General features: G+C 71.1%; 24 protein-coding genes and 1 pseudogene. 17 read left to right on the top strand and 8 right to left on the bottom strand.

What is annotated here, in order from left to right:
* Positions 1-7 precede the first annotated feature (7 nt).
* The 3 genes from FV226_RS06030 to FV226_RS06040 all read right to left on the bottom strand — a co-directional run bounded on the left by FV226_RS06030 (position 8) and on the right by FV226_RS06040 (position 2,429).
* Complete coding sequence (locus FV226_RS06030) at positions 8-358, bottom strand: lysozyme inhibitor LprI family protein (protein WP_147762177.1); 351 nt, start codon at positions 356-358, stop codon at positions 8-10.
* 174 nt (positions 359-532) lie between these two features.
* On the bottom strand, positions 533-979 hold the full coding sequence (gene hemJ, locus FV226_RS06035; protein ID WP_147762178.1) for a protoporphyrinogen oxidase HemJ: 447 nt from the start codon (positions 977-979) through the stop codon (positions 533-535).
* A gap of 292 nt (positions 980-1,271) precedes the next feature.
* On the bottom strand, positions 1,272-2,429 hold the full coding sequence (locus tag FV226_RS06040; RefSeq protein WP_147762204.1) for a uroporphyrinogen decarboxylase: 1,158 nt from the start codon (positions 2,427-2,429) through the stop codon (positions 1,272-1,274).
* A 498-nt stretch (positions 2,430-2,927) separates the two neighbouring features.
* Here FV226_RS06040 and FV226_RS06045 point away from each other — a divergent pair, with 498 nt between their 5' ends.
* The 10 genes from FV226_RS06045 (at position 2,928) to FV226_RS06090 (ending at position 9,223) form a co-directional block, all read left to right on the top strand.
* Positions 2,928-3,758, top strand: a complete 831-nt coding sequence (locus tag FV226_RS06045; protein WP_147762179.1) for a pyruvate, water dikinase regulatory protein — start codon at positions 2,928-2,930, stop codon at positions 3,756-3,758.
* A gap of 85 nt (positions 3,759-3,843) precedes the next feature.
* Positions 3,844-4,140 carry a BrnT family toxin gene (locus FV226_RS06050; RefSeq protein WP_147762180.1) on the top strand — a complete coding sequence of 99 codons (297 nt, stop codon included), beginning with the start codon at positions 3,844-3,846 and terminating at the stop codon, positions 4,138-4,140.
* Positions 4,141-4,154: 14 nt separating this feature from the next.
* Entirely contained in the window at positions 4,155-4,574 is a 420-nt protein-coding gene (locus FV226_RS06055) for a helix-turn-helix domain-containing protein (protein WP_246691511.1), read from the top strand.
* 216 nt (positions 4,575-4,790) lie between these two features.
* On the top strand, positions 4,791-5,435 hold the full coding sequence (locus FV226_RS06060) for a nucleoside triphosphate pyrophosphatase (RefSeq protein WP_147762182.1): 645 nt from the start codon (positions 4,791-4,793) through the stop codon (positions 5,433-5,435).
* A gap of 9 nt (positions 5,436-5,444) precedes the next feature.
* Entirely contained in the window at positions 5,445-6,428 is a 984-nt protein-coding gene (locus FV226_RS06065) for a cation diffusion facilitator family transporter (RefSeq protein WP_147762183.1), read from the top strand.
* Entirely contained in the window at positions 6,416-7,258 is an 843-nt protein-coding gene (locus tag FV226_RS06070) for a shikimate dehydrogenase (protein ID WP_147762184.1), read from the top strand. Before FV226_RS06065 ends, FV226_RS06070 begins: the two co-directional genes overlap by 13 nt.
* Before the next feature lie 10 nt (positions 7,259-7,268).
* Positions 7,269-7,958 carry a dephospho-CoA kinase gene (gene coaE, locus FV226_RS06075; protein ID WP_147762185.1) on the top strand — a complete coding sequence of 230 codons (690 nt, stop codon included), beginning with the start codon at positions 7,269-7,271 and terminating at the stop codon, positions 7,956-7,958.
* A gap of 46 nt (positions 7,959-8,004) precedes the next feature.
* Positions 8,005-8,247 carry a type II toxin-antitoxin system HicA family toxin gene (locus FV226_RS06080; RefSeq protein WP_147753719.1) on the top strand — a complete coding sequence of 81 codons (243 nt, stop codon included), beginning with the start codon at positions 8,005-8,007 and terminating at the stop codon, positions 8,245-8,247.
* Positions 8,244-8,471 carry a type II toxin-antitoxin system HicB family antitoxin gene (locus FV226_RS06085; RefSeq protein ID WP_147762186.1) on the top strand — a complete coding sequence of 76 codons (228 nt, stop codon included), beginning with the start codon at positions 8,244-8,246 and terminating at the stop codon, positions 8,469-8,471. The genes FV226_RS06080 and FV226_RS06085 overlap by 4 nt, the downstream gene beginning before the upstream one ends.
* Positions 8,472-8,680: 209 nt before the next feature.
* Positions 8,681-9,223 (top strand): ferritin-like domain-containing protein, encoded by a 543-nt coding sequence (locus FV226_RS06090; RefSeq protein WP_147762187.1) that lies wholly within the window; start codon positions 8,681-8,683, stop codon positions 9,221-9,223.
* A 97-nt stretch (positions 9,224-9,320) separates the two neighbouring features.
* Here FV226_RS06090 and FV226_RS06095 read toward each other — a convergent pair whose 3' ends face one another.
* Positions 9,321-9,593, bottom strand: a complete 273-nt coding sequence (locus tag FV226_RS06095) for a hypothetical protein (RefSeq protein WP_147762188.1) — start codon at positions 9,591-9,593, stop codon at positions 9,321-9,323.
* Between the two features lie 242 nt (positions 9,594-9,835).
* Between FV226_RS06095 and rho the strand changes: the two genes are divergently transcribed.
* Positions 9,836-11,209, top strand: coding sequence for a transcription termination factor Rho (gene rho / locus FV226_RS06100; RefSeq protein ID WP_187275223.1), 1,374 nt, complete (start codon positions 9,836-9,838; stop codon positions 11,207-11,209).
* 234 nt (positions 11,210-11,443) lie between these two features.
* Here the strand turns inward: rho and FV226_RS06110 are convergent, their stop codons facing one another.
* From FV226_RS06110 to FV226_RS06120, 3 genes are all read right to left on the bottom strand, one after another.
* Complete coding sequence (locus FV226_RS06110; RefSeq protein WP_147762190.1) at positions 11,444-11,668, bottom strand: AbrB/MazE/SpoVT family DNA-binding domain-containing protein; 225 nt, start codon at positions 11,666-11,668, stop codon at positions 11,444-11,446.
* Positions 11,669-11,754: 86 nt separating this feature from the next.
* Complete coding sequence (locus FV226_RS06115) at positions 11,755-12,474, bottom strand: TerC family protein (protein WP_147762191.1); 720 nt, start codon at positions 12,472-12,474, stop codon at positions 11,755-11,757.
* A 13-nt stretch (positions 12,475-12,487) separates the two neighbouring features.
* Entirely contained in the window at positions 12,488-13,462 is a 975-nt protein-coding gene (locus FV226_RS06120) for a lipid kinase (protein ID WP_147762205.1), read from the bottom strand.
* A 351-nt stretch (positions 13,463-13,813) separates the two neighbouring features.
* Between FV226_RS06120 and FV226_RS06125 the strand changes: the two genes are divergently transcribed.
* From FV226_RS06125 to FV226_RS06140, 4 genes are all read left to right on the top strand, one after another.
* Positions 13,814-14,698 (top strand): hypothetical protein, encoded by an 885-nt coding sequence (locus FV226_RS06125; RefSeq protein ID WP_246691512.1) that lies wholly within the window; start codon positions 13,814-13,816, stop codon positions 14,696-14,698.
* A gap of 10 nt (positions 14,699-14,708) precedes the next feature.
* On the top strand, positions 14,709-15,995 hold the full coding sequence (locus FV226_RS06130; protein WP_147762192.1) for a nuclease: 1,287 nt from the start codon (positions 14,709-14,711) through the stop codon (positions 15,993-15,995).
* A 158-nt stretch (positions 15,996-16,153) separates the two neighbouring features.
* A complete protein-coding gene (locus tag FV226_RS06135; RefSeq protein WP_147762193.1) occupies positions 16,154-17,137 on the top strand; it encodes an SPFH domain-containing protein in 984 nt (327 codons plus the stop codon).
* A 5-nt stretch (positions 17,138-17,142) separates the two neighbouring features.
* A complete protein-coding gene (locus tag FV226_RS06140) occupies positions 17,143-17,592 on the top strand; it encodes an NfeD family protein (RefSeq protein ID WP_147762207.1) in 450 nt (149 codons plus the stop codon).
* Positions 17,593-17,718: 126 nt separating this feature from the next.
* On the opposite strand, the gene FV226_RS06145 is transcribed toward FV226_RS06140, so the two are convergent.
* On the bottom strand, positions 17,719-20,595 hold the full coding sequence (locus FV226_RS06145) for a phosphoenolpyruvate carboxylase (protein WP_147762194.1): 2,877 nt from the start codon (positions 20,593-20,595) through the stop codon (positions 17,719-17,721).
* Between the two features lie 198 nt (positions 20,596-20,793).
* On the opposite strand from FV226_RS06145, the gene FV226_RS06150 reads away from it, so the two are divergent.
* A complete protein-coding gene (locus FV226_RS06150) occupies positions 20,794-21,066 on the top strand; it encodes a hypothetical protein (RefSeq protein ID WP_147762195.1) in 273 nt (90 codons plus the stop codon).
* Positions 21,063-21,392 (top strand): annotated as a pseudogene (locus FV226_RS06155) (hypothetical protein); the annotation flags it as partial. The gene FV226_RS06150 and the pseudogene FV226_RS06155, both read left to right, overlap by 4 nt.

Genomic DNA, 21,392 nt, shown 5'->3' on the forward strand with positions numbered 1-21,392 from the left:
GAGCGACCTATTGCGGCCCCTGCTTGGCGAATTCAGACTGCACCGCGCGCAGCACCTTGAGGCGCGCGTCGTAGATCGCCTTGAGGCAGGCGGTGTCGGCGGCGCAGGCGCGGCGCTCGGTGAGCCAGCTCTCCTGGTCGTCGCGGAGCTTGGCGCGGCCGCCCATCGGCAGCACGTCCTTCAGAATCTCGAAGCGGGTCGCCATCTCGACGTCGCGGTCGTTGAGGGCGAGCGTCGTGCAGATCGCTCTCTCGTCGGCCGCCTTGGCCGCCTCGCAATCGAAGCTCGCCGAACGGGCGGGGCTTGCGGCGAGCAGGGCCGCGAGGACGGGCAGGACGAGGCTCGGCTTGGCGGTCATGGCGGTCCAATGGGGCGGTGCTCCGCTCTCCATCGCACGCCGGCCGGGCGAACCGAACGGATAAATCGTGCGCCGAAGCATTTTCGAGCGAGGTGGATGCCGGCTCGCAGGAAGCCATGCGGCCCCGCAACAAGAGAGAGCATTTTCGGTGATCTCTGGATCACCGAAAATGCTCTAGAGGCCGGGCTTCACGACCACCAGCACGACGATGACGATCATCAGCAGCGTCGGCACCTCGTTGAGCACGCGGTAGAACTTGTGGCCGCGGCTGTTCCGGTCGGCGGCGAAATCCTTGACCATCCGGGCGAGCCAGCCGTGGATGCCGGTCATCGCCAGCACCAGCGCGAACTTCGCCTGAAGCCACCCGGTGACGTAGGCGCCGCTCGTCCAGGCCAGGGTCAGGCCGAGGACCCAGGTGACGATCAGGGCCGGGTTCATGATCGCCTTGAGCAGGCGCCGCTCCATCACCTTGAACGTCGCCGCCTGCGCCGCCGAGCCCGGGCCGGGGGGCAAGGACGCGTGGTAGACGAACAGCCGGGGCAGGTAGAGCATCCCGGCCATCCACGCGATCACCGCGACGACGTGGAACGCCTTGATCCAGGGATAGAGGTTGTCGAGCACGGGTCAGGGTTCCGGGTGTGATGTTCGGGCAGGGCGCATGTTTCCGGAATTAGGCGGATAGGGCGCGTTTCTCCCTCTCCCCGCTTGCGGGGAGAGGCCCACAGGCACCTCGTCGTGCCTGTGGGAAGCGGAGGCGAAGCCGCAGCGGCGGTGAGGGGGCGCGAACGAAGAGGCTCCTTCGGCGCAGCCCCCTCACCCTTGGCTGCCGCCTCGCCGCGACGACGACAAGGTCGTCGCGGCCCTCTCCCCGCAGGCGGGGCGAGGGGAATGCGCGGCCTCTAGCAGGTGTCCCTCAAGAGGACGGCGAACCGCCCCGCAGCCGCGCCAGCATCTGCTCCACGTGCGCCACCGGCGTCTGCGGGGTGATGCCGTGGCCGAGGTTGAAGATGTGGGGCAGGCCACGGGTGGCGTCGAGCACCGCGTCGACGGCGGCATCGAGCGCCGCGCCGCCCTCGATGAGGGTGTCGGGGTGGACGTTGCCCTGCGTCACCGTCGTCGCCGGCACCCGGTCGCGCAGGGCCTTGAGGTCGATCGACCAGTCGACGCCGACCGCGTCGGCGCCGGTCTCGGGCACCACGCGGGCATGGCCCTCGAGCCCGGCGCCGCGGCAGAACACGATGATCTTCGCATCCGGCACCGCCGCGCGGATGCCGGCGATCATCCGCGCGATCGGGGCGAACGACCAGCGGCTCAAGGCGTCCTGCTCGGTCTCCTCGGGGAGCGCGCTGTCGGACACGTCGCCTACCGGCTCGACCAGCGCCGTGCCGGCCGGCAGGGCGGGCGGAAGCGTGCCGGCATGCGACTCGAAGATCTGCACCGCGTCGGCGCCGGCCCGGAGCTGGCGCACCAGGTACTCGGTCTGCACGGTGACCAGGCGGTCGATCAGTTCGTCGACCAGGCCCGTGTCGGCCTCGGCAAGCGCACGGGCGGGCGCGAGGTCCGGGGTGCCCCGTCCCCCGATCATGTAGCTCGCCACCGTCCAGGGGGCCCCGCAGAAGCCCAGGAGCGTGGTCTCGGGCGGCAGCTCCGCCCGCAGGCGCCGCACCGTCTCGAAGACCGGCTCGAGATGGGCGAAGATCGCCGGGTCGCCGGCCTGCCGCAGGCGCTCGAACTCGGCCCGGCCTTCGAGGGGATCGAGGCGTGGCCCCTCGCCCTCGACGAAGCGCACGTCCTGTCCCAGCGCGTGCGGGATCACGAGGATGTCGGAGAACAGGATCGACGCCTCGAAGCCGAAGCGGCGGATCGGCTGCAACGTCACCTCGACGGCGAAGTCCGGGCTGTAGCAGAGGTCGAGGAACGAGCCGGCCTCCGCCCGCGTCGCCCGGTACTCGGGGAGGTAGCGCCCGGCCTGACGCATCATCCAGGCGGGGGGCGGCGAGATCGCCTCGCCGGCGAGCACCCTGAGGACCTTCCGGTCGGGGCCGCCCTGCACCGTGCCCTGCGTGGCCATCGTGTCCCCCAATGCCGCCTCCCGTTCCGCCCTGTCGGGCTCAGGTCTTGTTGTCGAAGGCCCGTTCGTCCGGTCCCCGTCGAAGCGCGACGAAGGCCGTCCCCAGCCCGGTCTAATCTAAGAGAAGAGAGATTCTAGGACTCTGTTTTTTCTCTTGGAGGCATGAGTCATGGGAGTGCAAGCGTGTCCACAGGCTCTCCCGGGCCCAACGCCGTTAAGCAGGCTTTAACGGATTGCCGATAATGTCTGCGATAGGCCAGTCCCGCCAGCGCCTTGCGCGGGCCGACGGCGGTCGTTGCGCGCCTGCGTCCCGGATTCTCCCAGGCGCACGGATTCCGACACGCCCGATCGGACACCCTGTTGACGCGGGAGTCGATGGATTTCGCGGACTCCGGCTGGACCGGGCCGGCGGGCCATCCTATCCACACTTATCGACTCCCCTGACGGCCGGCGGTGGATAAGGGAGCCTCCCCCGCTTCCGCGACCGGAGGAGACCGGATGAGCCGCAGCTACTTCCACCTCCACCTCGTCTCGGATTCCACCGGCGAGACCCTGATCAACGTCGGCCGCGCGGCGGCCGCCCAGTACGAGGGCGTCTCGGCGATCGAGCACGTCTACCCGCTGGTGCGCTCCGGGCCGCAGCTCGAACGGGTGATCTCGGAGATCCAGGCGGCGCCGGGACTCGTGCTCTACACCCTCGTCGGCGGCGACCTCGGCGAGCGTCTGGAGACCGCGTGCCGGGAATCGAGTTCGCCCTGCCTCTCGGTGCTGCAGCCGGTGCACAACCTGCTGCAATCCTACCTCGGCACACAGAAGGCGGCCCGGCCCGGGGCGCAGCACACGCTGAACGCGGAGTATTTCAAGCGCATCGACGCGATGAACTTCACGCTCGCCCACGACGACGGCAACCTGCCCGACGACCTCGAGGAGGCCGACGTGATCCTGATCGGGGTCAGCCGCACCTCGAAGACGCCGACCGGGATCTACCTCGCCAACCGCGGCCTCAAGACCACCAACCTGCCGCTCGTGCCCGGCATGCCGCTGCCGCTGGCGCTGGAGCGGGTGCGCAAGGCCCTCGTCGTCGGGCTGATCGCGTCGCCGGAGCGCATCGTCCAGATCCGCCAGAACCGCCTGCTCAGCCTCAACGCCGACGATTCCTCGATGTACGTCGACAAGGACGCCGTCGCCGACGAGATCACCGCCTCGCGCCGCCTGTTCAGTAAGAACCGCTGGCCGACCATCGACGTCACCCGCCGTTCGATCGAGGAGACCGCCGCCGCGATCCTCGACCTGTACCGCGACCACCGGCTGAAGTTCATCGCCGCGTGAGGGGCGCTCTCGGGGGCAGGCTCGATGATGTCCGCTTCAAGCGGATAGTCCTTGATTATTCTGCGCCTGAGGCCGATCCTTGCCCATGGATTTCGCGTGGGACGATGCGAAACACGAGAAGACCCTACGGAAGCGTGGGTTCGATTTCGATTTCGCTGCCGGGAACTTCGACGGCGACACGGTCGAGGTCGAGGACGATCGCCGGGATTACGGAGAGACCCGTATCCGCGCGACCGGCGAGCGGGACGGCTTCGTCCTGACGGTGATCTATACCGATCGCGACGGCGTGCGCCGCATCATCTCGGCGCGGTTGTCCAATGCGAAGGAGCGCAGGCAATGGCTCGGGTCACGGCAGACGAGCTTCGGACCCACCGGCCCATGATCGATCGCGAAAAGATGGCGGCGACGACGGAGGCCGACATCCACCGCCACGGGATCGAGGATGGCGAACCGGCGGATGGCGATTTACCCGATGGCGTGCTGGTAGTCCCCTCGGCTCGCCTGCGCCTGCATCTCGGCATGTCGCAGACTGTCTTCGCACAGGCGATCGGCGTGCCGCTCAAGACGGTGCAGAACTGGGAGCAGGGGCGGACGCCGCCCGATCCGGCAGCCCGCACCCTGCTCGCGCTCGTCGCAGCAGACCCGCGCCACGTCCTGGGCCTTCTCGGATGGGCGGAGCGGGACGACGTGCCCGACGACCAGGCGCTCGAAGCTGAGACCGGGACGCAGTCGGCGCGGAAGGACAAGCCGACCGGAAGATGGTTTCAGTGTGATGCAGACCTTCGGCGGGCGAAGATGGCCGCACGGCGTGCATGACCGAGGCCGGCCCATGTCTGTCCCACAACGCGCACCCGTCGCCATCCGCCCCGTTGACCGGGCGCTAACCCCGCCGCGGTAATCCTGTCTTCGGGGTCAGCGTCGCGTATCGGTCCCCTCAAGCTCCGTCGGCCGGCTCGTTCCGGACGGCGGGGTTTTGGGCGTGGTGCCGGCCGGCGCTTGCGGCGTTCCGCCGATCCGTGACACTCCGGCGGGATGCCAACCTCGTCTTTCCCCTCGCCCTCGGTTTGGCGGGGCCCGAGCCCCCTCGTCCTCGCCTCCACCAGCTCGACGCGGCGGATGCTGCTCGAGAGTGCCGGTCTGGTCGTCGAGGCGCGTGCGCCGGGCGTCGACGAGCGCGCGGTCGAGGCCGATTGCACCGGCCAGGATCCCAAGAGTTCCCCCGAGGGGCTGGCCCTGCGGCTCGCAGAGGCGAAGGCCTTTGCCGTGGCGCAGACCTGTTCCGACCGCGTCGTCGTCGGCGCCGACCAGGTGCTCGATGCCGACGGCCGCGTGTTCCACAAGCCCACCAGCCTGGAGGAGGCCCGCGCGCAGCTCGGCGAACTCGCCGGCCGCACCCACGCCCTGCATTCCGCCGTCGCGATCGTGCAGGGCGGCCGGGTCGAGAGCTTCGTCGAGACCGCCCGCCTCACCCTGCGCCCGCTCGATCCGGACGCGATCGCGGCCTATGTGGCTCTGGCCGGCGCGGATCGCGTGCGGGCCAGCGTCGGCGGCTACCAGCTTGAAGGGCTCGGCATCCACCTGTTCGACCGGGTCGAGGGCGACCACAGCACCATCCTGGGCCTGCCGCTGCTGCCGCTGCTCGCGCGGCTGCGGGCCTCCGGGCTCCTGACGTTTTAGGAACGCGACATGGCGGGACACGATCACCACGATCATGCCGGGCACGACCACGGTCACGACCATGGCGGCCATAGTCATGCCAGCCACAGCCACGGTGGGCTCGGCCACGTCCACGCCCCGGCGAGCTTCGGACGCGCCTTCGCGATCGGCATCGCGCTCAACACCGCCTTCGTGGTGATCGAAGCCGGCTACGGGTTGGCGGCCAACTCGATGTCGCTGGTGGCCGATGCCGGCCACAACCTCTCCGACGTGCTCGGGTTGGTGGCCGCCTGGGTCGCCTCGGTGCTGGTCAAGCGCCGCTCCACCGCGCGCTTCACCTACGGCCTGCGCGGCTCCTCGATCCTGGCCGCCTTGTTCAACGCGGTGTTCCTGCTCGTCGCCACCGGCGCGATCCTGTGGGAGGCGGTCTCGCGCCTGATCCATCCCGAGCCCGTGGTCGGCACGACCGTGATGGTGGTGGCGGGCCTCGGCATCCTGGTGAACGGGGTCACCGCCTGGCTGTTCGCGTCCGGCGCCAAGGGCGACATCAACATCCGCGGTGCCTTCCTGCACATGGCCGCCGACACCGCGGTCTCGGCCGGCGTCGTGCTCGCGGGCCTCGCCATCCTGGCCACCGGCCTCGATTGGATCGACCCCGCCGTCAGCCTCGTCGTCGCCGGCCTGATCGTCTGGGCGACCTGGGGGCTCCTGCGCGACAGCGTGGCGATGTCCCTCGACGCGGTGCCCCCCGGCATCGACCCGGACGCGGTGCGCGCCTACCTCGACGCCCGCCCGGAAGTCTCGGGCCTGCACGACCTCCACATCTGGCCGATGAGCACTACCGAGATCGCGCTGACGGCGCATCTGGTGATGGCCGGCGGCCACCCGGGCAACGGCTTCCTCGTCGAGGTCGCCGAGGCGCTGCGCGCCCGCTTCGGCATCGCCCACGCGACCCTGCAGATCGAGGAGGCCGGCGGCCCGCCCTGCCTCCTCGCGCGGGAGTGCGTGGCGTGAGGCGCGCCTTCGTCGTCGGCCATCCGATCGCGCATTCGCGCTCGCCGCTGATCCACGGGCACTGGCTGCGCGAGCATGGGATCGCCGGCAGCTACGAGCGGATCGCCGTCGCGCCCGACGCCTTCGAGGCGTTCTTTCACCGGCTTCCGGAATCCGGTTTCAGTGGCGGCAACGTCACGATCCCGCACAAGGAGGCGGCCTTTGCGCTCTGCGACGCGCTGAGCCCGCGGGCCCGCGCCATCGGGGCCGTGAACACCCTGGTGGTCGGCGCCGACGGTCGGATCTTCGGCGACAACACCGACGCACCGGGCTTCACCGCCCACCTCGACCAGAGCCTCGGCGCCGGCTGGCCGGAGCGGGCCGGCACCGCCCTGGTGCTCGGGGCGGGCGGGGCGGCCCGCGCCGTCGTCGTCGGCTTGGCCGAGCGCGGCCTCGCGCGCATCGTCGTCGCCAACCGCACCCGCGCGCGGGCGGAGACGGTCGCGGCGCTCGCCCCCGGCATCGCGACCGCGATCGAATGGGACGCGATCCCGGCGCTGATGCCCGAGGCCGGGCTTCTGGTGAACACCACCGCGCTCGGCATGGCCGGCAACCCGCCGCTCGACCTCGACCTCGCTCCGCTGCCGGCCCACGCGGCGGTGGCCGACATCGTCTACGTGCCGCTGGAGACGGGCTTCCTCGCCGCCGCCCGCGCCCGCGGGCTTCCGGCGATCGACGGGCTCGGCATGTTGCTGCACCAGGCGGTGCCGGGCTTCGAGGCCTGGTTCGGCGTGCGCCCGAGGGTGACGGAGGCCCTGCGCGCGGTCGTCGTCGCCGACCTGCCGCGATAGGTCCGCTCCGATGAGCGATACTGTGCGCAAAAAACCGTTCGTGCTCGGGCTCACCGGCTCGATCGGCATGGGGAAATCTGCCACCGCGGCGATGTTCTCCGCACGTGGCGTGCCGGTGCACGACGCCGACGCGGCCGTGCACGCCCTCTACGGGCCGGGCGGCGCCGCGGCTGGGGCGATCGGCGCCGCGTTCCCCGGAACGCTCGCCCCGGACGGCGGCGTCGACCGCGCGCAACTGCGCGACGCGGTGCTCGGGCGCCCGGATGCGCTGGCCCGGCTGGAGGGGCTGGTCCACCCGTTGGTCGGGGCCGTCGGCCACGCCTTCCTCGAACGCCATGCAGGCTCGCCGCTGGTGCTGCTCGATATCCCGCTGCTCTACGAGACCGGCGGCGAGGCCCGGTGCGACGCCGTCCTCGTGGTCACCGCGCCGCCCGAGGTGCAGCGCGCCCGCGTGCTGGCCCGCCCCGGCATGACCGAGGCCGCGTTCGCGGCGATCCTAGCCAAGCAGATGCCGGACGCCGAGAAGCGGGCGCGAGCCGACTACGTGATCGACACGAGCCTCGGCTTTGCCGCCGCCGAGGCCGAGGTGGCGGGGATCGTCGCGCAACTAACCGACGAGGCAGGACAGCGCGGTGACCGCCCAAGATCGCAACCGAATTCTAACCCATTCGCGGTGGGTGTCCGGTCCGAGGAAAATTAACTTATCACTCTGAAAAAATTGCCTTCGAGTCAGGAGGTGGTGCCGCATGTCGAAACGCCTGGAAGCGATGCGTGCCAAGCCGATGGCCGGCTGGACTGTTTCGGACATCATGGCGCTCTGCGCCGAGTTCGACGTCGTTTGCCATCCCCCACGCGGCGGCGGTTCGCATTATCGGATCGGCCACCGCTCCCAATTCGAAAAGTTGACGATCCCCGCTGCTCGGCCGATCAAGGGATGGTACATCCGCGAACTCGTCCGGTTCATCGACAAGGTCAGAGCCGCGCCATGAGCGAACTCACCTATCCCGTCGTCATCTCCCCGCTGACCCACGATGACGGCGGCGGCTTCGCTGCGACAGTGCCCGATCTCCCAGGCTGCATGTCCGACGGCGAGACCCCCGAGGAAGCTCTGGTGAACGTCCGCGACGCGATCGATGCTTGGATCGCGATGGCTCGCGAACTCGGGCATGCCGTGCCCGCCCCCTCGCGCACTTTGCAGCGGGCCGTCGGCTGAACGGCTCCCGCCGTCCGCGATCGGGGACCGCATCGCGACGCGCGTGATCGGTATGAGCCGCGAGCGATCGCCTGTCGGAGCCGTCCGGTTCCTCCACAGGGCGCGATATTTCATCGGGATTTCGTCGGGACCCGAGGCGGCGTCGCCGGGTTGGCAGCCCAGGGGCCGCCTGCCGTCGCGGCCGGCCCGCGAGAACCCGGAGACCTGCCATGGCCACCAAGCCGAAGACGCTGCACGATGCCTTCTACGAGACCTTGAAGGACGTCTACTACGCCGAGAAGCAGTCGGTGAAGGCGCTCAAGAAGTCGGCCAAGGCCGCCGAGCATGCCGAGCTGAAGCAGGCATTCGAGACCCACGCCGAGGAGAGCGCCAACCAAGTCGAGCGCCTGACCCAGGTGTTCGAGATGATCGGCAAGCCGGCCCGCGCCAAGACCTGCGAGGCGATGCAGGGCATCACCTCGGAGATGGAGGAGGACCTGGAGGATTTCGGCGACAGCCCCGCCGCCGACGCGGTTCTGGCCGCCTGCGCCCAGGCCGTCGAGCACTACGAGATCGCCCGCTACGGCACCCTGAAGACCTGGGCCGCCCAGCTCGGCTACGCCGACGCGGCCAAGCTCCTCGACGAGACCCTGCAGGAGGAGAAGAAGACCGACGCGCTGCTCTCGGAAATCGCGGAGAGCCTCAACCTCGACGGCACCGAGCCGACGGAGGAGGAGCCTGCCACGAAGAAGTCCGGCCGCAAGGCGGCCTGAACTCGATCCGATGCGATGACGCCGGGCCGGTCTGATCATTCGGTCCGGCGTGTCGCGACGAGACCGTCCCCGGGGTCCGATGATCTTGGGAGCGGCCCTACGGCTTGGTGTTTGCCGGCTTCCGGCTCAGCTGCTTGTTGAGCGTCCGCAATTCGCCGTCATCACGCGTACACAAATCATGGCTGAACGCCGCCTCAAGGTAGGCCGCCTCACTGCGCGTTGCCCGCGCGGAGGACGCTGCATGCGCTGCGGGACTGCACGCCGCGAACGCCAGCACCATCCCAAGCGCCTTCACCACACGCATGACCAACTCCCGGGGCGAGACGGTTTCGAGGCTTGAGCCGGAATCTTTAACGCTGGTATCGCGCATCTCCGCGGCGGATCGTTCGATCCGGGACGGGAGCGTGTACCCAGCCCTTGAGCCGGCACGAAAAACACGATATGCGTGATCTGCCCTCCCAAAAAGCGCCACCGCAGCATCCGTGAGCCCCCGGGGCTCCGCCAAGACGATGCACGGGTCCGCCGCACCCTTCGCGGCCAGACATCCGGCGCCTTCTCCCGATTGCCAGGCTCCCCGCCTCAACCTTCGCTTTCGTCGGTTCAAGACATCCCATGAACGAACAGTCCGACGTCTCCGCCCTCGCGGACATCCCCGGCTCGAACCTGCCCGGTTCGAATGCGCCGACCGAGGGCGCGCTCGCGGCCTCCGACCTCGACGCCATGCGCGAGGTCAAGCTCCAGGACCTCAAGTCCAAGACGCCCACCGACCTGATCGCCTTCGCCGAGGAGGTCGAGGTCGAGAACGCCTCGACCATGCGCAAGGCCGAGCTGATGTTCTCGATCCTGAAGCAGCTCGCGGCCAAGGAGGTCGAGATCATCGGCGCCGGCACCTGTGAGGTGCTGCAGGACGGGTTCGGCTTCCTGCGCTCGTCGGAGTCGAATTACCTCCCGGGGCCCGACGACATCTACATCTCGCCCACGCAAATCCGCCGCTTCGGCCTGCGCACCGGCGACACCGTCGAAGGCCCGATCCGGGGACCGAAGGACGGCGAGCGCTACTTCGCGCTGCTGAAGGTCAACACGATCAACTTCGAGAACCCGGAGAAGATCAAGCACAAGGTCCACTTCGACAACCTGACGCCGCTGTTCCCGACCCAGCGCTTCAAGCTGGAGCTCGACGCGCCGCCGAAGAAGGACTTCTCCCCCCGGATCATCGACATCGTCGCCCCGATCGGCAAGGGCCAGCGCGCCCTGATCGTCGCGCCGCCGCGCACCGGCAAGACCGTGCTGATGCAGAACATCGCGCAGTCGATCACCATCAACCACCCGGAGTGCTACCTCATCGTGTTGCTCATCGACGAGCGCCCGGAGGAGGTGACCGACATGATCCGCTCGGTGAAGGGCGAGGTCATCGCCTCGACCTTCGACGAGCCGGCCACCCGCCACGTGCAGGTCGCCGAGATGGTGATCGAGAAGGCCAAGCGCCTGGTCGAGCACGGCCGCGACGTTGTCATCCTGCTGGATTCGATCACCCGTCTGGGCCGCGCCTACAACACCGTGGTGCCCTCGTCGGGCAAGGTACTCACCGGCGGCGTCGACGCCAACGCCCTGCAGCGCCCGAAGCGCTTCTTCGGCGCGGCCCGAAACATCGAGGAGGGCGGCTCGCTCTCGATCATCGCCACCGCGCTCATCGACACCGGATCGCGCATGGACGAGGTGATCTTCGAGGAGTTCAAGGGCACCGGCAACTCCGAGATCATCCTGGACCGCAAGGTCTCGGACAAGCGCATCTTCCCGGCCATCGACATCACCCGCTCCGGCACTCGCAAGGAAGAGCTGCTGGTTCCGCCGGACGCGCTCAAGAAGACCTACGTGCTGCGCCGCATCCTCAACCCGATGGGCGTCACCGACGCGATCGAGTTCCTCATGGACAAGCTGCGCCAGACCAAGAGCAACGGCGACTTCTTCGACTCGATGAACACCTGACGATTTTTAGGACTCGAACGAGAAAAAGGCCCCGATCGCAGGATCGGGGCCTTTCTCATGACAGCCCGACTGACCGTCGATCCTCCCCACCCCCTCATCCTGAGGTGCGGACGCGAAGCGGGAGCCTCGAAGGAGCCCTCCAGCCGGCCGCGCGATGTCTGGAGACCTCCTTCGAGGCCCGCTGGCGCGGGCACCTCAGGATGAGGTCGCGGGGTGGAGGGCGGAGTGTCGCGGCTACTTCGCCAGTTCGCGGAGCGCGTCGCGGCGATCCTTCATGACGGCGCGGGCAACCGCCATCTGATCCGCGAAATCCGGTGTCTCGGGTGTCAGGTGGTAGCCGTCCGGTGTTTCGACGAGGAAGACCGTGTCTCCCGTCGATACGTTGAGCCGCGCCTGCACCTCCTTCGGAAGGACGACGCCGACGGCGTCGCCGATCTGCGTGAGCTTGAGCGCCACCATCACGTCTTCCAAACGGGTTGCGGGGGATCGGTCCCTTCGAGAATGGGCGGGACCGTGCGGATGCGCAAGCGCGGGACGGGCGGCCGCTACGCCCGCCGCCGCCGCGCCAGCATGTTCAGCCCTTCAACGCCGGCCGAGAACGCCATCGCGGTGTAGATGTAGCCCTTGGGCACGTGCGCCCCGAAGCCTTCGGCGATCAGCGTCATGCCGATCATGATCAGGAAGCCCAGCGCCAGCATCACCACCGTCGGGTTCTTCGCGATCAAGGCCGAGAGCGGCTCGGCGGCCACCAGCATCACGACCACTGCCGTCACGACGGCGATCATCATCACCGGCACGTGCTCGGTCATGCCCACCGCCGTGATGATCGAGTCGATCGAGAAGACGAGGTCGAGGAGCAGGATCTGGCCGATCGCCGCGGCGAAGCCCAGCGTCGCGCCGCCCGTCGCCGTCTCCGGAGCTGGGTCGACGCTGTGATGGATCTCGGTGGTGGCCTTCCACAGCAGGAACAGGCCGCCGGCGAGCAGGATCAGGTCACGCCAGGAGAAGGCGTGGCCGAGCACCGAGAAGACGGGGCTCGTCAGCTGCACGATGAAGGCGACCGTGCCGAGCAGCCCCAGCCGCAGGATTAGGGCGAGCCCGATGCCGATGCGGCGGGCCTTCGCCTGGTGCTCGGGCCGCAGCTTGTTGGTGAGGATCGAGATGAAGATCAGGTTGTCGATCCCGAGCACCACCTCCATCACCACGAGGGTCGCCAGCGCCGCCCACACCGTCGGGTCGGCGGCGAGTCGAACGAGATGGTCCATCGGGCGCCTCGCGTCAGAGCGGCAGGAAGCGGGTGCCGCCGGCTCCCGGCCGGTCGGCCGCATCCGGGGCATAGATCTTCAGGATCTTCGGGAAGACCTTGAAGTGGGCCGGGGTGTGGGTGGTGAGCTCGCCGTCGGTGTTGACGGCCCGCGGCTTCCGCGTGCTCAGCACCACCTCGGTGGTCTGGAAGGCGCGCACGTCTTCGGCCCTGCCGTGGGTGCCGCGGCGGAGCGCCGGCAGCAGGGCGAGCAGGCGCCACCAGTGTTTCACCTCGAGGGAGTAGAAGTCGAGCTTGCCGTCGTCGACGGTCGCGGTCTCCTCCACCGTCATGCCGCCGCCGTAGTGGCGCCCGTTGCCGACCGAGGCCTGGATCGTGGTGACGCGCTCGCGCTTGCCGTCGTGCTCGATCGTCACCGTGAAGGGCCGCACCCGCCGCAGCACCCGGAAGGCGGCGATGGCGTAGCCGACCGTGCCCCACTTCTTCTTCGATTCCGCGGTGAGGCCGCCGGCGAGGTCCGCCGAGAAGCCGATGCTGGCCACGTTGAAGAAGTAGTGCCCGTTGACCCAGCCGAGGTCGACCGGCTGCGGCGCGACCTGCGTGATCAGCTCCGCGGCGGCCACCGGATCGAGCGGCAGTCCGAGGGAGCGGGCGAGGTCGTTGGCGGTGCCCAGCGGCAGGATGCCGAGCGGCAGGCCGGTCTCGACGAGGGCGGGCGCGGCCGCGTTCATGGTGCCGTCGCCACCGCCGAGGATCACGAGGTCGACGTCCTGCGCGTGCCGCCGGATCACCGCGCAGCAATCGCGCTCGGGCTCCGGCTCGACCAGCGTGAGGCCGCCCGCGCGCAACGCCTCGCGCACGGCATCGATCGCCGCGCCGCCGTTGCGGGCCTTCGGGTTGCACAGGAGCAGCGCCCGGCGCGGACGCGACGCCCCCGACGACTCGGCCTCCGCGCTCGTCGGCGAACCTCCGGCGACGGACCGGCTCAACGGATCGGACAAGGGCGGTAACCTCTTCGGCGCGTTCGCCGCCACCCGCGAGGCGCGGGGGCGACGGCGTGGCAGAGATCCGACATCGCGGTCGACGCCTCGACCGCCAGAGGGGCCCGGACCCGGAATACGGCCTAGGTGGCGTACCGTTCCGGCGATCTCAACCCCGTTGCCCCCGCAATTCCGAACTTGCCGGGACCGCAGATCCGGTTTCGCGTGTCCCGAGCGCTATCGGCCGGCTCCGATGCGCTTCAGAGCAGAGCCGCACGGAACCGGGCGCCCACCGGTTCGCGTTAACCTCGGCCGTCGTAGAACGCGTCGCCCCCCGCCCGGCCACCCTCCGGTGATCCCATGTGCCCTGATCCCTCACGCGTCGGCGGCCTGCGTTCCGCGCTCGCGCTCGGCTTGATCCTCGCCGCCGGGGCGGCCCGGGCCGAGCCGCGTCCGGGCTGGGTCGACCCGCCGGCGAAGGCCGCGCCCGGCACACCGGCGGCCCCGCTCGCCCCGAAGGCCGAGGCTCCGCCTGCCCCAGTCGAGCCGGCCACAACCGCGGCGCCGGTTCCGGCCGCCCCGGTGACACGGGAGGCGGCCAAGCCCGCCGGAAACGCGTCGAACCCGACGCCGGCCTTCGCCGAGACCGAGCGCGACGGCGCGGCCATGGGCGGCCCAAGCCGCCGGGCCGAGCGGCCGCGGCTTCGGCGGCGTGCCGCGCAGCGCCTCTCCGACACGCCGGCCGCCAACGCGCTGACCGTCGCGCCGCGGATTCCCGCCGCCCCGCGCGAGGCGGCTGCCGATCCACGCTTCTCCGACTGGGCGGGACAGGCGCAGGGCCTGACCGAGGATTACCTCGCCGCCTTCTCGGGCTCGAACGGCGCCATGGTCTCGGGCGCGTCGCGCTTCTACGGTGAGCGCCTGCGCTTCCACGGGCGGATGACGACGCTCGCGGCCCTGCTCGCCGAGAAGCGCCGCTTCGCGCAGCGCTGGCCGGAGCGGCGCTACGAGCCGCGCGACACCCGCACCGCCTGCAACGCGGCGCTCCAGAGCTGCGTCGTGCGCACCCTCGTGGACTTCCAGGCCGGCAGCCCGGCCCGCGGCGCGCGCTCGCAAGGGGTGGCCGAGCTGGTGCTGGAGGTCAGCTTCGCCGGCGGCCGCCCGGTGATCGTGTCGGAATCGAGCCGTGTGCTGCGCCGCGGCGCCACGGTCGGCGCGCTTCCCGGAGCCGGCGCCAACGGCTAGACGAGACGCCATGACAACCCCGGATGCGGAAACCCTGGCCCCGACGGAGCGCCCAGTCCTCGGCGCCCCCGAGCGCGCGACTCTTCGCGGCGAGGTCCAGGCCGAGATCGCGCGCCGCAACCCGAAGCCGGTGGCCGTGCGCACGCTGCAGCTGCTGGCCGAGGCGGCGGTCGAGCCGTCGGCCGAGCCGGCGGGCTATCGCGTCGTCGATCGCCACGGCCGTCCGCGCCGCCACGCCGGGTCCGACGCGCCGCTGACGCTGGCCGAGCTCGTCGACGAGATCCAGGCCCGGCACCCGGCCCTGTTCCTGCCGGCGGTCGTGCCCCCCGCGATCGCGCCGGTCGAGCCCGAGGTGACGAGGGACGCCCCGCTGATCGCCGGCGCCGCCGAGATGCGGGCGGCCACCGCTCGCCTGGTCGAGACCGGCTCGGAGCGCGCCCGCGCCCTCGCCGAACGCTCCACCGAGCAGGGCAGGGCGCTCGCGGAATCCGCGGTCGACCGCGTCTCCGGCGTCCGGTCCGGAATGGCCGCCTGGCTCGCCGCGCGCCGGGCCGCGGCCGACAGAACCAGGTCCGACGCGACGACGCTCAACGCCACCACGTCTGGCGCCGCCACGCCCGGCACGGCCGCGCCAAACCCGGTCGCCCAGCCGGCCTGGCGCGATCGGGCCTCGCAGGTCGGCGCCTCGGCCCGCGACGGGATCGGCCGCGTGGCCGCCGGCTTGCGCGACTGGCAGGGCGAGGGCGAATCCGTGCGCCAGCACCGGCGCTGGCTGGCGGGCGGCACCGCGGCGGCCTTGCTCGCGGTGCTGGCGGCCGGGCTCGTCGTCGGAAACCGCGCGCCGGAGGGCGAGACCCCGACGAAGACCCCGACGCAAGCCGACGCATCCGTGCCCAATACCCCGTCGCCCGACCCGGTGACGCCGCCGCCGGAGACCGCCGACACGGTCGGCCTGCCCGAGCCGCCGCCCGCGCCGGCCGCCAACGCGATCAGCGGCAAGGCCGAGGTGATCGACACCGCGACCGTGCGCGTCGCCGGCAAGGTGATGCATCTGTTCGGCGTCGAGTGGGTGCGGGGCGGCCAGGCCGACGAGCTCTCCAAGTACCTCGCCGGCCGGCCGGTCACCTGCACGCCGGTGCCGGGCAGCGAGAACGTCTCCTGCACCGTCGAGGGCCGCGACCTTTCCGAGGTGGTCCTGTTCAACGGCGGCGGCCGCGCCTCTCCGGAAGCCTCCCCCGAGCTGGTGGCGGCCGAGGACCACGCCCGCACCGAGCGCATCGGCGTGTGGAAGCGGTAAGCCGCGGATCCCACTCCCGTTCGGGAGCGGGGACCCGATCCTACCGGACGACGTGGAGAAACCCAGCCCCTGACCAGGAAGAGCGGCGCCCGATCGCGCAGTCGCCTCCGGCTGCGCTAGGATGCCGGCGCGCCGCGTCGGCGCCAGGGGGGATGGCGATGAGTCTCTCGATCGGTCTGAGCACGTTCGCGGTCGTGGCGGCGATCCTGGTGATCGTGACGCTGGCCGCCGGCATCAACATCGTACCGCAGGGCTACGTCTTCACCGTCGAGCGCTTCGGGCGCTACGCCCGCACCCTCGAATCCGGCCTCGGGCTGATCACGCCGTTCGTCGAGCGCATCGGGCGCCGCGTCAACGTGATGGAGCAGGTGATCGAGGTGGCGAGCCAGGAGGCCTTCACCCGCGACAACGCCGGCGTCACCATCGACGCGGTGGTGTTCTACCAGGTGCTCGACGCCGCCCGCGCCTCCTACGAGATCTCCAACCTCGACGTCGCCACCCGCACGCTGACGATGACCAACATCCGCACCGTGGTCGGCTCGATGGACCTCGACCAGCTGCTCTCGCACCGGGACGAGATCAACGAGCGGCTGCTGCGGGTGATGGACGCCGCCGCCTCGCCCTGGGGGGTGAAGATGACCCGCATCGAGATCAAGGACATCGTGCCCCCTGCCGACCTCGCCGGAGCCATGGCCCGGCAGATGAAGGCCGAGCGCGAGAAGCGCGCCTCGGTGCTGGAGGCGGAAGGCCACCGTCAAGCCGACATCCTGCGCGCCGAGGGGCGCAAGCAGTCGGCGATCCTGGAGGCGGAAGGGCGCAAGGAAGCCGCCTTCCGCGACGCCGAGGCGCGCGAGCGCTCGGCGGAAGCCGAGGCGAAGGCCACCGGCATGATCAGCGCCGCGATCGCCGCGGGCGACATCGCGGCGGCGAACTTCTTGGTGGCCGAGAAGTACGTGGACGCGATCAAGGCGCTCGCCACCGCGCCGAACCAGCGCGTGGTGGTGGTGCCGATCGAGGCGGCGGCACTCGCCGGGACGCTGGGCGGCATCGCCGAGATCACGAAGTCGGTGTTCGGAGAGGGCGCGGCGCCCGCGCGCCCACGCTCCGGCGCGCCGCCCAGCGTCGGGGTTCCGCGGACGTGAGCGTCGTGACCTTGCGCGACACCGTCGCCGAGACCCTCGCGATCCTCGGTCCCGCCTGGGCCTGGATCCTCGCGGGCTTGGCGCTGGCCGGGCTGGAACTGGCCGCGCCCGGCGTCTTCCTGATCTGGCTCGGGCTCGCGGCGCTCGCCACCGGCCTCGTCGCAGCGCTGGCGCCCCTGCCGTGGCAGGCGCAGGTGCTGCTCTTCGCCGGCCTCGCCGTCGCCGCGGTGCTCCTCGCCCGCCGCCTCGGCCGCGGCCACGTCCCGACCCTCAACCGCGCCGACCGTGGCCTCCTCGGCCGCGAAGGGCTCCTCGCCGAGCCGATCCGCGACGGCGCCGGCCGTATCCGCTTCGACGACACCCTGTGGCGCATCACCGGCCCCGACCTCCCCGCCGGCGCGCGGGTGCGGGTCACGGGGATCGACGGGACGGTGCTGCGGGTGACGGGGGTGTGAGGGGGCGGTTTCTCACGGGCTGCGGCCGTCCCCGCTCCACCCCGTCATCCTGGGCTCGCCTGCGGCGCCCCGGAATGGCGGGGGCGGCGCACCCCTACCGGTCGGAACCACGTAAAAGCCGCCGCCTCACCCGAATGCCCCGACCTCGTGCTGGATCATCCCCGAGATCTCGCGCACCTGGGCGAACATCCGTTTGATCGGCTGGAACAGGCCCGAATGCTCGGCCTCGTAGGTGCCGACGTCGCGCGGGCCCGCCGGCTCGCCGAAGTTGAGGCCGAGCGTCGGGTCGGGGGTGATCGGGAAGATCTCGTCGAGGAGCTTGAGGCAACCGTCGATGTCGAGGCGCAGGAACCGCTCCAGCAGCTGGTCGCGGCTGACGCCGGCCTGGGGCCGGAAGCCGGGGATGTGGACGGCGGTGAACCAGATCCGGTGGATCAGCGCCAGGCGGATCGCGTGGAGCAGGGTGAGGCGCACCGACATCTTCTTGAGGTCGGGGGCGGTGCTCTGCAGGCTCAGCGCGTCGGTGGTGAGCCGCCCGAACAGGCGGCGCAGGTTCGGCGCGAGGTCGAGGCGGTCCAGCGCGCCCGCGATGACGACGAGTTCGTCGCGGCGGCCGTCCTTCCGGGTGCGGCGGGCGCGCTCCAGCCACACGGCGGGGTCGAGGGTGTCGATGTAGGCGCGCAGCACGTCGAGGTCGCCGACGGAGGCCGCGTGCTGGACCAGGCGGAAGGCGCGGGAGAACCGAACCGAGTCGCGGCGCATGTCGCGGAACAGGTCGGGCGCGCGGCCCGCCGCCCGGCCGATCCCGTGCAGCGAGTTCGCGAGGTAGCCGAGCTGATGCAGGATCGCGTTGTTGGGGATCGCCCGCATCTGGCGCGGATGGGTGATCAGCGCCGGGCCGCCGGAATCCGATTGCCGCGCCACGGGCCGCGAGCCGGTCCGGTCGATCAGCCCCGGGCCGAAGGTGCCGAGCAGGGCAGCGTAGCCGGGGTCGTCGACCAGCGCCTCCATGTCCTGGCGCACGACCGTGAAGAACTCCAGGGCGAAGTCGGTCTCGGCGTAGACCGGGTCGTCGTCGGCGTCCGCGCCCTCGGCCGCGTCGGAGAGGGCGTAGTCGGGGAAGGCGTCGTCCTCGGCGACCTCGAGGGCGTAGACGTGCTCGGCCACCCGCGCGATCGAGGCTTCCGCGATCGCCTTCGATCCGAACAGCAGGTAGCCGTCGGTGCCCTGGAAGCTCGATTCGAGGCGGACCTTGATCCCGGCCTTCTGGTTGCGCGTGCGCGCGTCCTCCGGCGCGAGGTAGGCGAGGCGGTCGCGCAAGCTGGTCGGGTGGGCGCCGCGACCGATCGATTCGCCGTGCGTGTCGAAGATCGCGAGCTCGACGTCGGCGAGCCCGTTGGCCACCAGCATCTCGGTGATGCGCAGGCGCAGGCGCTCGATCCAGAAGGTGGCGGCGAGCTGGCCGACGTAGCGGCCGGAATCGGAATAGCCGAACTGCACGGTGAGCCGGCCGATGCGCTTGAGGTAGCGCCGCCAGTGCGGGTTGCGCAGGGCGTCGTCGAGCACGCGGATGCCCTGCTCCAGGGCGCTCGCGGTCTCGAACAGCGGCGTGATCTCGAGCTTGTCGGCGATGCCGTAGTGCCGCGCGAGCCAGAGCGCGGCCAGCAGCGTGTAGCCGGTCTCGGTCTCGGCGATGAGGAAGCGCACCGGGTGGGTGCCGTCGACGTGCTTGAGGATCTGCGCGATCGTCATCATCAGGCGGGCGGCCGAGGCCCGCTCGGCGGCGAGCGCCCCGAAATCCACCGCCACCGGCTGCACGTCGTTGAGCAGGGTGTGGATCGCCGAGAGGTGCGAGCGGCGCTGCGCCGCGTCGGTCGGCTCGCCTTCGAGGTCGATGACCCGGCGCACCGCGTTGTGGATCTGGCTGGCGTTGAGCCGGAAATGCGGCAGCGCGTTCGAAAGCCCATGCGTGGCGATGCCCGAGCGCAGGACCGCGAGGCTGCGCCGGTCGGCGTCGTCCTCGGCCCCCGCCCCCGCCTCGGAGAGGCCGGCGAGCAGGGCGGCGGAATCGGTCTGCGCGCGCTCGCGCTCGATGATCAGGGCCAGGGCGAAGCGGTGCACCGCCTCCAGCGACGGCTTGTCGCCGAGCCGCGGCGCCACCGCGAGCTGGCGGTTGACGGCGGCGAGGGCCGCCTCGGCGAGACCCCGCACCGCGCCCGCGGCGGGGATGGCGGGCAGGCGGCGCATCACCCGGTCGAGCTGCATGCGCTTGGATTCGAGGCGGTAGCGCAGGGTGTCCCACCAGCCGATGTCGGTGCGCCCGTCGGTGTCGCAGCCGACCCAGCTCGCGATGGCGAAGGGTTTCGGTACGAGTTCCGTCCAGCGGTCGGGCCAGCGCTTGCGCGCGGCGTCGAGGAGCGCGCCGTTGAAGGCGTCCACCGCCTCGCGGCCGTGGTTGGCGGCCACGCAGGCCTGCTCGAACTCGCCGTCCAGGGTGATCGGCGCGTCCGGCCGGGTCGAGAGCTGGGCGGCCTTCTCGATCAGGGGCGCTCGCGCCGCCGGGTCGTCGAGGCTCGCGGCCTCGGCGAGCAGCGCCGCCACGGCCTTCGGCATCCCGAAGGTCGGGTGCGCGGTGAACACCACGGCGAAGGCGGTGCGGCCGATCCCGTCGCGGAAGCGCTCGAACGCGTCAGACCGGTCCGGCACCGCGGCGACGAGGCGCGCCGGCATCGCGGCGTCGGCATCGGGATGGTGCTCGATCCCGACATAGGCGCGCAACCGCGCCGCGCGGTCGGACAAAGCCTGCGCCCGCAAGCGCACGAACAGCGCGTCGAGGTCGGCCTCGCCGATCTCGTCCCGGTCGAAGCGGCGGGTGATCGCCAGCGTCACCGCCAGCACGGGGTTGCGGAACGGGTCCTCGCTCGCCTGCTCGCGCGAGGCCTCGATCAGCCCGACGAGGTGGCCTTCGAGCTCCTCCGGGTCGCGCTGGGCGTGCGTTCGCATCGGTCGGGCTCCGGGAAGACGGGGGCAGGGGCTTTTGGCGGGGACGCCCGGCGCGCGCAAGGCGCAGGCGGCCCGGGGACCGAAGAGGCAAGGACCGTTCCGCTTCGGGACCCCGGCCCGGCGCGTCGGGGCGGACTTACCCTGGGGTGCATGCCCCGGGGTGCATGCGACGGCCGCTTGGGCTAACGCTGCCGGGCAATGGAAACGCTCCTGATCCTGGCGGCCGTCACGGCTTGCGCGGTCGCCGGCACCGTGGTGCTCCGGCTCCTCGCTCGCGGCCGGCGCGCGCCGCTGCACCTCGACAGCGAGCACGACGTCGAGGACGAGGCGCTGCTGCTCGCCGAGATCGGTCCGTCGCGCAGCCCGATCGACCGCTCCGGCGCGGTGCTCGACCTCGATCCGATCCGCGTCGAGGACCACGCGGCGCCGCGCCTGCCACGGCCCGACCACCGGGAGGACGACTTGCGATGAGAACGCTGCTGCTCGTGCTGCTCGCCGCCGGCCTCGCCGACGCGCCGGCCCGCGCCCAGGATGCGCCGCCTCCGCTTCCCCCTCCCGCGCCAGCGCCCGAGCCGGCGACGCCCGCCGCGAACCTCGACGCGCTCCAGCCCTGCGGCGCGCGGGCCGCGCGCTACGAGGGCGCGAAGGGTTTTGACGTAGCGGTGACGCGGATCGGCCGCGCCAGCGTCGCCAACCCGCTGCGGCCGCTGACGCCCGAAATCAGCCAGGTGCTGCAGGTCGTGATCGCGGCCAAGCCCGCCACCGCCTACGGGCCGGACCTCGCCACCCTCCGCCGC

The organism is Methylobacterium sp. WL12, from assembly GCF_008039475.1.
In the GTDB taxonomy this organism is placed as follows: domain Bacteria; phylum Pseudomonadota; class Alphaproteobacteria; order Rhizobiales; family Beijerinckiaceae; genus Methylobacterium; species Methylobacterium cerastii.

Coding starts and splice junctions, on each gene's coding strand:
- FV226_RS06050 (WP_147762180.1), top strand. CDS start 3,844: ATGGATTTCGCGTGGGACGATGCGAAACACGAGAAGACCCTACGGAAG.
- rho (WP_187275223.1), top strand. CDS start 9,836: ATGAACGAACAGTCCGACGTCTCCGCCCTCGCGGACATCCCCGGCTCG.
- FV226_RS06145 (WP_147762194.1), bottom strand. CDS start 20,595: ATGCGAACGCACGCCCAGCGCGACCCGGAGGAGCTCGAAGGCCACCTC.
- FV226_RS06110 (WP_147762190.1), bottom strand. CDS start 11,668: ATGGTGGCGCTCAAGCTCACGCAGATCGGCGACGCCGTCGGCGTCGTC.
- FV226_RS06060 (WP_147762182.1), top strand. CDS start 4,791: ATGCCAACCTCGTCTTTCCCCTCGCCCTCGGTTTGGCGGGGCCCGAGC.
- FV226_RS06085 (WP_147762186.1), top strand. CDS start 8,244: ATGAGCGAACTCACCTATCCCGTCGTCATCTCCCCGCTGACCCACGAT.
- FV226_RS06030 (WP_147762177.1), bottom strand. CDS start 358: ATGACCGCCAAGCCGAGCCTCGTCCTGCCCGTCCTCGCGGCCCTGCTC.
- FV226_RS06150 (WP_147762195.1), top strand. CDS start 20,794: ATGGAAACGCTCCTGATCCTGGCGGCCGTCACGGCTTGCGCGGTCGCC.
- coaE (WP_147762185.1), top strand. CDS start 7,269: ATGAGCGATACTGTGCGCAAAAAACCGTTCGTGCTCGGGCTCACCGGC.
- FV226_RS06040 (WP_147762204.1), bottom strand. CDS start 2,429: ATGGCCACGCAGGGCACGGTGCAGGGCGGCCCCGACCGGAAGGTCCTC.
- FV226_RS06125 (WP_246691512.1), top strand. CDS start 13,814: ATGTGCCCTGATCCCTCACGCGTCGGCGGCCTGCGTTCCGCGCTCGCG.
- FV226_RS06055 (WP_246691511.1), top strand. CDS start 4,155: ATGGCGGCGACGACGGAGGCCGACATCCACCGCCACGGGATCGAGGAT.
- FV226_RS06065 (WP_147762183.1), top strand. CDS start 5,445: ATGGCGGGACACGATCACCACGATCATGCCGGGCACGACCACGGTCAC.
- FV226_RS06135 (WP_147762193.1), top strand. CDS start 16,154: ATGAGTCTCTCGATCGGTCTGAGCACGTTCGCGGTCGTGGCGGCGATC.
- FV226_RS06045 (WP_147762179.1), top strand. CDS start 2,928: ATGAGCCGCAGCTACTTCCACCTCCACCTCGTCTCGGATTCCACCGGC.
- FV226_RS06130 (WP_147762192.1), top strand. CDS start 14,709: ATGACAACCCCGGATGCGGAAACCCTGGCCCCGACGGAGCGCCCAGTC.
- FV226_RS06115 (WP_147762191.1), bottom strand. CDS start 12,474: ATGGACCATCTCGTTCGACTCGCCGCCGACCCGACGGTGTGGGCGGCG.
- FV226_RS06095 (WP_147762188.1), bottom strand. CDS start 9,593: ATGCGCGATACCAGCGTTAAAGATTCCGGCTCAAGCCTCGAAACCGTC.
- FV226_RS06080 (WP_147753719.1), top strand. CDS start 8,005: ATGTCGAAACGCCTGGAAGCGATGCGTGCCAAGCCGATGGCCGGCTGG.
- FV226_RS06090 (WP_147762187.1), top strand. CDS start 8,681: ATGGCCACCAAGCCGAAGACGCTGCACGATGCCTTCTACGAGACCTTG.